Genomic DNA, 9,341 nt, shown 5'->3' with positions numbered 1-9,341 from the left:
CTTGCATCCCGGACGATGACTCATCCAGTGAACGACAAATAGACATGACGCCAATCTGCCTTCCCTCCATTCCCGAACTTCGTGCAGCCGCGCAGTCACTGGCAATGTTGGATGCCGTCCTTTGTCCGGAATGGCAGTATCGCTATTTCAGCTTCAACCGCGCCTGGGCACCGGGAATGGAAATGGCGTCCATGCGCAACGGGTCCGGGGATGATTGGTTCGTGCTGTTCGATTCAGTTGGCGCTGCTCTGAAAGGGTTTGCCCACGAATTGACCGATGATAAGACCTTCAGTGCGAAGTTACAGGTCCAGGTTCCATGCGAATTTTCGGCGTTCTTGAGCGAGCCGGCCTTCTCCATGCAAGACGCAACGTTTTGCTATTGGCGAAAAGCTGATGATTCGGCTTGGAACAAGGTGCACGGCACGTTTCAAGACGATGGTTCGGCGGACTTGCTGTCCCTGCTCGTCGGCGGTCCATCCGGATATCAGGCGTGGGCTGAGAGTTACTATGAGATTCCGGTAGACCATCAGGCAGTTTCCACGGTGTTTGGCCATGCTCCCCTGAGCGACGCGATTATCCTGGCGCTCAACCCGGACGCAGAGGTGGATGTCACGTATCGCGACGCTGCCGAGATTGGCTACCCTCTTGGTACGGATAGAACGCTTGGTTGATGGCTGGCCGCCGGGTTTGGTCGAATGCGCGCTGACTGATGCAGATATCCACGGCCGGGGCGCATAGGCTGTGCCGTCGAAAACGCGTGCCTGGACGGCCAGAGGCGTGGCGGTGATTTGCGATGGATTGCGCTGCGATCTTCGCGCCCGGCCCGGCCCGGTAACTGGCGCTGGCCGACGATATCGAGGAATTGAAGAATATCTGCACCTGCGGCAAGAAAGCCACGATGAATATCTGTGTGGACGGGCAGGGCAAGCGGATCAGGGAAGGCGAGCAGGTCAGCATCGGCGGAAACGAACAGTATCGCCGGGCTTGCGGCCGGTGTTTTTACTCGGGGCGAAAAATCCCGCTGGTATAGAGGTGTGTGCAGCATGTCTCATCCCGTCACCTATATTCATCTTGCGCCGGGCGATACGCCCACCGGGCGCGTGCAGCCGGCGCCGTACAAGATGGTGGTCATCGCCGATGCCGCCGTGTCGCCGGAATGGCAATCGCAGGTCAGCGACTGGATCGTCAAATCCGGTTGCCGCTACATGATCGCCTGGGGTATCGATTGCAGTTCCTGGGACGACGCGGTCGACATGGCCAATATCGAAGCGTTCGACTTCGGCGAAATCCCGGACCAGCATTTCATTCCCACCTCGTGGCATGCCGACGACTTGCTCGCCGATGTGTTCGGCTTTTGCAAGCACGATGTGGCGCATCCGGTCGTGAAACTGAAGCAGACGGTCCTGCTGCATATTGCCGACGCGGCAAACGAGGAAGCGCTGCTGCAAGCGTACGCTGCAGCGTAAATCGGTCTTGTCGCGCTTAACGCCGTGAGGAGCGCGGCGGCTTGGAAGGCTTGATGAATTGCGCCGCCACATCCCTGCGCACGGACGGGCTTTTGATCACGCTGATTGCCAGGGCATTGATACGGGTGGCTTCCGCAAAATCCTCGTTCCCGGCCAGAATCGTGACCAGCCGCTTTACCTCGTCGACGTAATTAAAGATAGTGGCCCAACGTGCGGGGGCGCGAGTAACGGCTCGATGTTTGATGCGTCCGATATCGTGTTCGAGCATGATTGCGCGTTGGCGTAGTAGCGGCTCGGGTGGCGGCATCAGACAGGCTGCTAGTGCATAGTCCTTCGCCGCCACAATCGCGGGTAAAGCCGCGCGTGCGCATTCCGTCGCCAGCGCCGGACACGACTCTGCAAGCGCTACGTAAAGCTGATAGGTGAGGGTAGTATTGCCAAGCTCCCTGTCGATGGCCATGACATCCCGAAACCACTCCAGCCCGGCGTCGCCACGTAGCAGTGCTTCCGCCTTGTCCTTGCGAATGGCGCGCAGCGCGTCGAGCGCTTTTGGATAGACTTGCCCCAGCTCCGTCCAATAACCGAGCGCGAAGGACAACCTCACACCGTACAGCGACGGTTCCTCCTCCAGCGCGTGATGATGGAACCAGATAAATTCCTGTAAGGCTTCTTCGTGGCGACCTTCGCGCGAGGCTTTTGCCGCATTCTGGAGCCGTTCGTGTCCGTTCATGTTTCCCCTTAAAGATGGGTGCTTAGTCAACCCTCGATCTGATCGAAGATGCTTTCGGCCTATATAAATACGCTGCGTCCCGCCTGGTATTGGAACTAAATCAGACGGTCCTGCTGCATATTGCCGATGCGGCAAACGCGGACGCGCTGCTGCAAGCCTACACGGCAGCATGAATCGCCCATGCCGCGACGGATGCTGTCAGGAGCGCCGTACCTTTGCACGTTTGCTCAATCCCGCCGCGACTTCCCTGCGCACGGACGGGCTTTTGATCAGGCTCACCGCAAGTGCCTTGATGCGGGCCGCTTCGTCAGGATCGCCATTCCCGGCCAGGACGGTGAGCACCCGCTGTACTTCGCTGATATACGTGGTGATTTCTGCCCAGCGCTCGGGCGTTCGCGACAACGGACGGTGCTTGATTGCAGCAATCTCTTGTTCGAGCACGATGGCCATTTCGCGCACAAACGGCTCCGCTGCCGGCATCAGGCGTGCCGCCAGCGCATAATCCTGCGCCTCTACAATCGCGGGCATGGCAATCAGCGCGCACTCGGCCGCAAACACCGGGCACGCCTCGGCAAGCGCGAGATAGAACTGATAGGTCGCCGCCGTAGTGCCGAGTTCCGCATCGATGATGACGATATCCCAAAATAATTCCCGGTCGCTTTCGCCACCCAGCAGCGCATCGGTTTTTTCGCTGCGGATCGTGCGCAGCGCCTCGAGCGCCTTGGGGTACGCCTTGCCGAGTTCGACCCACATGCCGATCAGGTAGTAGCGCATTTCTTCCAGCGACGGATCTTCTTCCAGGGCATGCTGATAGAACCAGATAAAGGCGTCCAATGCCTCCTCATGGCGGCCTTCGCGCATGGCGTCTTCCGCATCCCTCAGTCGTGTCAGTGCTGTCATGATTTCCTTTCAAGTTGGGCGTGCTGCCCGAAAGGCGCATGATGCCATACTTGCCATTGCTGCAAAAGGCGGCACCGAAGCCCGTTGTACTGCGCGCCGATCTGGTGGATAATTCGCCCATGAACGATACCACGACACTCCCCCCATTGCCCGACCGCCTGTCGATCGACCCGCGCAGCCCTTTTCACAATGAAGCTGCGTTCGAACGCGACGTCGCCATCAAGCTCAACGACAAGGAATACCTCAACGTCGAGGAATACTGCATCAGCGAAGGCTGGATCAAGATTCCATCCGGCAAAGCACTGGACCGCAAGGGCCATCCGATGCTGATCAAACTCAAAGGCAAGGTCGAAGCGTTCTATAAATAGAGCGGTTTGACGTCATCCGGCGGAGGTAACGCCGGGTGATGCACCTGTTATTCCATTTTCATCCCCGCTAAGGATATAGGGTGTACTCGATCCAGCGACAGCGTTTTCTGTCCGAAACTGGCTGGGACGCCCTGATCGCCGACCTGGAACGGTTCGGCATCGACGCCTGCGATTGCGCGAATGGCATGAAGATCGTCGAAATCCATACCCTCAATTCGTCCGGTTTTTACGCCGCCGATATCCAGCGCCGCGTGCTCGCATTGGAGCTACGCTACGCCACGCCATGAACCCCGCCGCCCGCGCCGAACTGGACCAGCTGCGCCTGGCGCTGCGCAGCGCGTCGCTGGGCACCGCCGGCGGTTTTCGTCCGCCGCAGGACCCGCTGACATCGTGGTTCGGACGCGGCGTCGGCTTGCCGCACGAAACATTGCCCGAATTTGAAGGCAGTGCCATGTTCCCGCTGCTGCAGATCCGGGTCAGCGAACTGCCATTCGTGCCTGAGCAATTGCGCGACGTCGCGCTGCTGGTGCTGTTCCAGAATTTGTCGCGCCATCCCTTCGACCTGCCGCACGGCGAAGGATGGCTGATCCGCGAATACCGCAGCGTCGACGGCCTTGTGGCGCTGCCCGGGGTGGCGCATCCTTTCCGGCCCTTTCCCATCCGCTGGACCCGCGTGGACGACGATGCGCCGGGCTGGGAGGGGGCTTGGGAAATTGTCGGCCTGACAGCGGTCAACGGGGACGAGGCCGCATCCGATGCATTCTTCGACGATTTTTCGCGCAATATCGGCACCAAGGCCGGCGGCTATCCGTACGAGATCCAGCACGGTGCCGGCCTGCATGACTTCGTGTTCCAGGTCGGCTCGGAAGAGAAGGTCGGCTGGATGTGGGGCGATAACGGGATCGGCTACTTTTACCGCTCGTCCGACGGCCAGTGGCGCTGGGAATGCCAGTTTTACTAGTGCCTCAGGCGTGCAGCCGATACGGCGACGTCAGCAGCTGCGGCAGCGCCGCCACCCGCACCATGTGGCTGTACGCGGCCGACATCCCGTGCTTGCGGTCCACCACTGTCCAGCCATCGTCGCGCCGGTCCAGGCGCGGCCTGGCGGCATGCGCCAGCACGAACAGCGATAGTACCGTGCCTTCGGTTAGCGCATGGTCGGTGGCGAACAGACCCTTCGGTTTCACGATCGAGGGCGGCATGACAGGTTCCGGACCGATCATATGGCCCGCAAATTCGGTCGATAGCCAGAATCCCTTTTCCGCCGCCGACCTGGCCAGCCGCGCGGCCAGTTCCGATACCTTGATGCCGGGACGGCAATACGCCAGCGCGTCGTCAAGGCTGTCGCGGGCGTCGTTCAGTAGCGCACGCCGTGCGGGAAGGATGGTTCCGGCCTGCATGCTCCAGTTCTGCACGCAAAACGCGCCGCCGCCATCGGTGCTACCGAAGGCGATCTTGACGATATCGCCATCCTTGATCAGGGTGTTCCGGTTTGGAACGCCATTCATCACCTGCGTATTGATGCATACCGAAATATCATCGGGAAAGCCCATCTTGGTGCGGAACGACAGCCCGATTCCGAGTGTTGCCGCCTGCTCGCGCGCGATGTCGGCCAGGCCGGCGGTCGCCATGCCCGGCCTCACCGCGTCCAGCAAGACCGCAAGCAGCTTGCTGTGGGCGCGCGCCAGCAGCGTGATCCGGTCGTTTACGGCGGGTGGATTGGGAACGGTCGGGTGGATGACGGTAAACAGGGGCATGGGCGGTCAATTCGGCGGGGCGCGGAGTGAGGCACGCACGATAGCATGCGGGCGTCCTGTCGGCCTGGTGTATGGTATAAGTTCGGCCATGAACGCCGGACAATTCCCCGCCGCATTGCCGATAGCCGCCCCATGAAGGAAATTCTCCTCTACCTCGCGCCATCGGCTGCGCTGGCGCTGGTGATCCGGGTGCTGGCCGGCGCCCATCCGTTCTTTTTCCTGTTCACCGTGGCCGGCACCATCTGCCATGAACTGGCGCACTTCGTGGCCGGTTTGCTGACCGGCGCGCGGCCCGCCTCGTTCACAGTAATTCCGCGCAGGGTAGGGCGGCACTGGGAACTCGGTTCGGTCATCCTGACGCGGGTGCGCTGGTATAACGCCGCGCCGGCCGCCCTGGCGCCGCTGATGATCGTGCTGCTGCCGTTCTGCGTGGCCTGGTGGCGCACCCGCCAGAGCTGGCAGTTCGACCTGCGCGACCTGTTCATTGCGCTGGCGTTGGCGCCCCAGTTCCTGTCGTTCTGGCCATCGATGGTCGATTGGCGTATCGCAATACGCTCCTGGCCTTATCTGTTTATTATCGTCGGCGCGGCCTGGGTGGTGTTTCACTTCCGGCCGCACCTGTTTCAATTTGTAAATCCATGAACCCGCACCGCCGCCAACCCGTAAGCTCGGTTTCGCGGCAACGCGCTGGCTGGCTCTGCCCCACGCCACTATCCTGTTAGAATCAGCAGCAGTAGCCGATTTAGCGGCTGGGCGCCCTTGCAGTGCACGGTTTCGCCCGCAGATAACACCAGTTCCCGCTCGGAGAGACAACGAATGAAGAAGCACATGTTGATGGTCGCACTGGCATTTGCCGCGACGACACACGCGGCAGTCCCGCAGCCCGTCAAGGTAGGCGCCACCCAGCTGCGGCCGGTTGCGACGCAAACGCAGGCCGCCGCCTGGGCCGCCACCGTCTTTGGACGCCACCATTACAAGGTCACGCCGCTCGACGATGCGATGTCCGAAAAGATTTTCGACCGCTACCTCAAGTCGCTCGATGGCGACCGCCTGCATTTCCTGCAGAGCGATATCGATTCCTTCGACAGTATCCGCAACAAGCTCGACGACGCGATCAAGACAGAAAACCTGACCACGCCGTTCAGCATGTACAGCCTGTACCAGCAGCGCTTCAACGAGCGCTTCACCTATTCGCGTGAACTGCTCAAGGGCAAGTTCGACTTCACCGTCGACGAAACCTTCCAGATCGACCGCGAAAAAGCCGCCTGGCCGAAAAACCTGGACGAAGCACGCGATTTGTGGCGCAAGCGCGTCAAGAACGATTGGCTGCGCCTCAAGCTCGCTGGAAAAGATGACAAGTCGATCCGCGAAACGCTGGACAAGCGCTACGAAAATTACGCCGGCCGCATGAGCAAGGTCGACAGCGAAGATGTGTTCATGACCTTCATGAATGCCTACGCCACCTCGATCGAGCCGCACACCAACTACCTCGGCCCGCGTTCGGCCGACAATTTCGCCATCGCCATGCGTTTGTCGCTCGACGGCATCGGCGCCGTGCTGCAACAGCGCGAAGACTACACCGTCATCCGCGAAATCGTGGTGGGCAGCCCGGCCGGCATGTCCGGCAAGCTCAAGGTCGGCGACCGCATCGTCGGCGTGGCCCAGGCCGATTCGCCGGGCTTCACCGACGTGCTCGGCTGGCGTATCGATGACGTGGTGCAGCTGATTCGTGGTCCCAAGGAATCGGTGGTGCGCCTGAACGTGCTGCCGGTCGACGCCGGTACCGACGGCAAGACCGTCACGGTGGCGCTAGTGCGCAAGAAAATCAACATGGAAGAGCAAGCCGCCAAGAAAACCATCATCGAAGTCAAGGAAGGCGGCGTCAAGCGCCGGGTGGGTGTGATTTCCCTGCCAACCTTCTATCTGGACTTCGAGGCGCGCCGCCGTGGCGACAAGGATTTCAAGAGCGCCACGCGCGACGTGGCCCGCATCCTGGGCGAGCTCAAGAAAGAGAAAGTCGACAATGTGCTGATCGACCTGCGTAACAATGGCGGCGGCGCCCTGGGCGAGGCGGTCGAGCTGACCGGCTTGTTCATCGATAAAGGCCCGGTTGTCATGCAGCGCAGCGCCGAAGGCAAGGTCGAGGTCGAAAACGACACCCAGCCGGGCCTGGCCTGGGATGGTCCGATGGGCGTGCTGATCAATCGCGGCTCCGCATCGGCGTCCGAAATCTTCGCCGCCGCCATCCAGGATTACGGCCGTGGCCTGGTGATGGGCGAACCGAGTTTCGGCAAGGGCACTGTCCAGACCCTGGTCAACCTCGACCGGGGCAATCCGGGCGAAAAAGCGCGCTACGGCGAACTCAAGATGACCATCGCGCAATTTTTCCGCATCAACGGCGGTACCACGCAGTTGCGCGGCGTTACGCCCGACATCAAGATGCCGGTCACTTCCGATCCGGAAGGCTTCGGCGAGTCGAGCTACGACAATGCCCTGCCGTGGGTAGCGATCAAGCCGGTGGCGTTCACGCCGTCGGGCAACCTCAAGCAACTGGTTGCTCCGCTGCAAAAGCGCCACGAAGCGCGCATCGCCAAGGACAAGGACTTCCAGTACTTGCAGGAAGATATGGCCGAGCTGCGTAAGTTGCGCAAGGATAACGTGATCTCGCTGAACGAAGCGGTGCGCCGCAAGGAACGCGATGCGCTCGAAGCCAAGGCCAAGCAGCGCGAGGCACGCCAGGTCGCCCTGCGTGCCGCCGTCACCGACGAGCCGGCCGATATGACCGACGCCAAGGATGCGCGCAGCAAGCTGGCGTCGCCGGCCAAGACCGCCAAGGCCGCCGCCACCAAGCCGAATCGTCAGGACGATGGCTTGCAGGCCGACGAGCGCAATCTGGCATCCGAGCTGGCCGCCGAAAAAGCGGCCAAGGATGTCAAGGACGTGATGCTGCAGGAAGCGGCGCACATCCTGGCCGACGAAATCGAGATGCTCAAGACCGATACGCGCATGGCGGCGCGCCTGATGCCTTATTTGCCGGCTGTTAAAGCGGGTAACTGAGCAGGTCTGCAATAGTTCGCAATGCGGGGCCGTTGAGGCCCCGCAGTCGTTTACGTGCTGATGTATGCGAGTTGTGCCCGGCTATGGCGACGGCAGCTCCTCCCATATCGCTATCGGGAGGCGCAGAACAGCGTCCATTGGACGCTGGCGCCATCCCCGCTGGCGTCAGCGTGTCCGCGTCCTGGTACGGACGTATGCGTTCCAGCCGACGCAAACGAGCGCGATCGCGATTGCTCCTGAAGCCATACCCGTCGTCACCATATTGAAAATTCCGTGTTCAGTCGATGTCACGCGTCGAAACAGTCGCCCCCACGCGCCACCAAGCACGCTTGCCGCCCCACCAGCGGCCAGGGCCAGCAGCCGCTGCCTGTCAGTGAAACAAGGTTGATAAGGCGGGCCCGGCTCGCTGCGTGAAAACCAGGCGGCGGCATAGCTGGCGATAACGATGAATCCGACCAGGCTGCTCATGTGCTGAAGAACTTTGAATACGGGTATATCGTGGCCGCCGACCGTGACCAGCGTGCGTAGCAGGCCGAGGCGGGACACAAGTACCGTATCGGGGTGAGTGAAACTATCCCAGATGATATGGGTCGACGCGCCGATCGCCAGTGAAACGAGCATGACCGATACCGTTCGCACATTTTGCAAAGGCATGGGAATCTGCCACGCCATGCGCGCGCTCACCGCTTGCGGCAGCCACGCATGGAATGCTTGCCTCAACAGTGCGGAATAGAGGAGATACACCAGGACGCCGACGGGGACGCAATACAGGAATATCCCCGGCACGCTGTGACTGAACCTGCCGCTGACGCCAAAGGCAAAGAAGTAGACGAAATCGGGCATCATGCTGCCGATCACCAGCGCCGGCAGGGATGTGACAGCGCGTGCACATCGATGCAAGGGAATGACGATGGCGGGATGGCATAAGGTAAATGGCATCTGAGCCTTTATTGCCGCGCCGTTCGGCCACTGCTCAGCGGCCGCGTGCCGGAAAATCTGGCAATGAACGAGCGCTGAGCGTGCGCCTGAAGGTCAATGCGTATCGTCGCACTGCTGTCCCAGC

At 61.0% G+C, this 9,341-nt stretch carries 12 protein-coding genes; 8 read left to right on the top strand and 4 right to left on the bottom strand.

Features of this window, described 5'->3' with window-relative positions; genetic code table 11:
• From PO883_RS24600 to PO883_RS24590, 3 genes are all read left to right on the top strand, one after another.
• Window positions 1-671 (top strand): hypothetical protein (locus tag PO883_RS24600; RefSeq protein ID WP_289312095.1); only part of this gene is annotated, 671 nt, incomplete at its 5' end.
• Window positions 672-862: 191 nt separating this feature from the next.
• Window positions 863-1,030, top strand: a complete 168-nt coding sequence (locus tag PO883_RS34945; RefSeq protein WP_308606134.1) for a hypothetical protein — start codon at window positions 863-865, stop codon at window positions 1,028-1,030.
• Between the two features lie 13 nt (window positions 1,031-1,043).
• On the top strand, window positions 1,044-1,466 hold the full coding sequence (locus PO883_RS24590) for a hypothetical protein (protein ID WP_289312094.1): 423 nt from the start codon (window positions 1,044-1,046) through the stop codon (window positions 1,464-1,466).
• 16 nt (window positions 1,467-1,482) lie between these two features.
• Here PO883_RS24590 and PO883_RS24585 read toward each other — a convergent pair whose 3' ends face one another.
• Both PO883_RS24585 and PO883_RS24580 read right to left on the bottom strand, forming a co-directional pair.
• Window positions 1,483-2,196, bottom strand: a complete 714-nt coding sequence (locus PO883_RS24585; protein ID WP_289312093.1) for a hypothetical protein — start codon at window positions 2,194-2,196, stop codon at window positions 1,483-1,485.
• Window positions 2,197-2,394: 198 nt separating this feature from the next.
• Entirely contained in the window at window positions 2,395-3,096 is a 702-nt protein-coding gene (locus PO883_RS24580) for a hypothetical protein (RefSeq protein WP_289312092.1), read from the bottom strand.
• Between the two features lie 119 nt (window positions 3,097-3,215).
• On the opposite strand from PO883_RS24580, the gene PO883_RS24575 reads away from it, so the two are divergent.
• The 3 genes from PO883_RS24575 (at window position 3,216) to PO883_RS24565 (ending at window position 4,425) form a co-directional block, all read left to right on the top strand.
• Window positions 3,216-3,464 (top strand): DUF3297 family protein, encoded by a 249-nt coding sequence (locus PO883_RS24575; protein ID WP_167087467.1) that lies wholly within the window; start codon window positions 3,216-3,218, stop codon window positions 3,462-3,464.
• Window positions 3,465-3,544: 80 nt separating this feature from the next.
• Window positions 3,545-3,751: a hypothetical protein gene (locus PO883_RS24570; RefSeq protein ID WP_289312091.1), complete on the top strand. Its 207-nt coding sequence runs from the start codon at window positions 3,545-3,547 to the stop codon at window positions 3,749-3,751.
• Window positions 3,748-4,425, top strand: coding sequence for a DUF1963 domain-containing protein (locus tag PO883_RS24565; RefSeq protein WP_289312090.1), 678 nt, complete (start codon window positions 3,748-3,750; stop codon window positions 4,423-4,425). Before PO883_RS24570 ends, PO883_RS24565 begins: the two co-directional genes overlap by 4 nt.
• A gap of 4 nt (window positions 4,426-4,429) precedes the next feature.
• Here PO883_RS24565 and PO883_RS24560 read toward each other — a convergent pair whose 3' ends face one another.
• A complete protein-coding gene (locus PO883_RS24560; protein ID WP_289312089.1) occupies window positions 4,430-5,221 on the bottom strand; it encodes a M24 family metallopeptidase in 792 nt (263 codons plus the stop codon).
• Between the two features lie 132 nt (window positions 5,222-5,353).
• Here PO883_RS24560 and PO883_RS24555 point away from each other — a divergent pair, with 132 nt between their 5' ends.
• Together PO883_RS24555 and PO883_RS24550 are read left to right on the top strand one after the other, a co-directional pair.
• A complete protein-coding gene (locus tag PO883_RS24555) occupies window positions 5,354-5,863 on the top strand; it encodes a hypothetical protein (RefSeq protein WP_289312088.1) in 510 nt (169 codons plus the stop codon).
• 174 nt (window positions 5,864-6,037) lie between these two features.
• Complete coding sequence (locus PO883_RS24550; protein WP_289312087.1) at window positions 6,038-8,278, top strand: carboxy terminal-processing peptidase; 2,241 nt, start codon at window positions 6,038-6,040, stop codon at window positions 8,276-8,278.
• A gap of 165 nt (window positions 8,279-8,443) precedes the next feature.
• On the opposite strand, the gene PO883_RS24545 is transcribed toward PO883_RS24550, so the two are convergent.
• Complete coding sequence (locus PO883_RS24545; RefSeq protein WP_289312086.1) at window positions 8,444-9,217, bottom strand: DUF4184 family protein; 774 nt, start codon at window positions 9,215-9,217, stop codon at window positions 8,444-8,446.
• Window positions 9,218-9,341 lie beyond the last annotated feature (124 nt).

Origin of the sequence: Massilia sp. DJPM01 (assembly GCF_030348125.1) — a bacterium.
In the GTDB taxonomy this organism is placed as follows: domain Bacteria; phylum Pseudomonadota; class Gammaproteobacteria; order Burkholderiales; family Burkholderiaceae_D; genus Telluria_A; species Telluria_A frigida.
The sequence above is the reverse complement of the archived record's forward strand: the minus strand, read 5'-3'. Positions and strand labels throughout refer to the sequence as shown.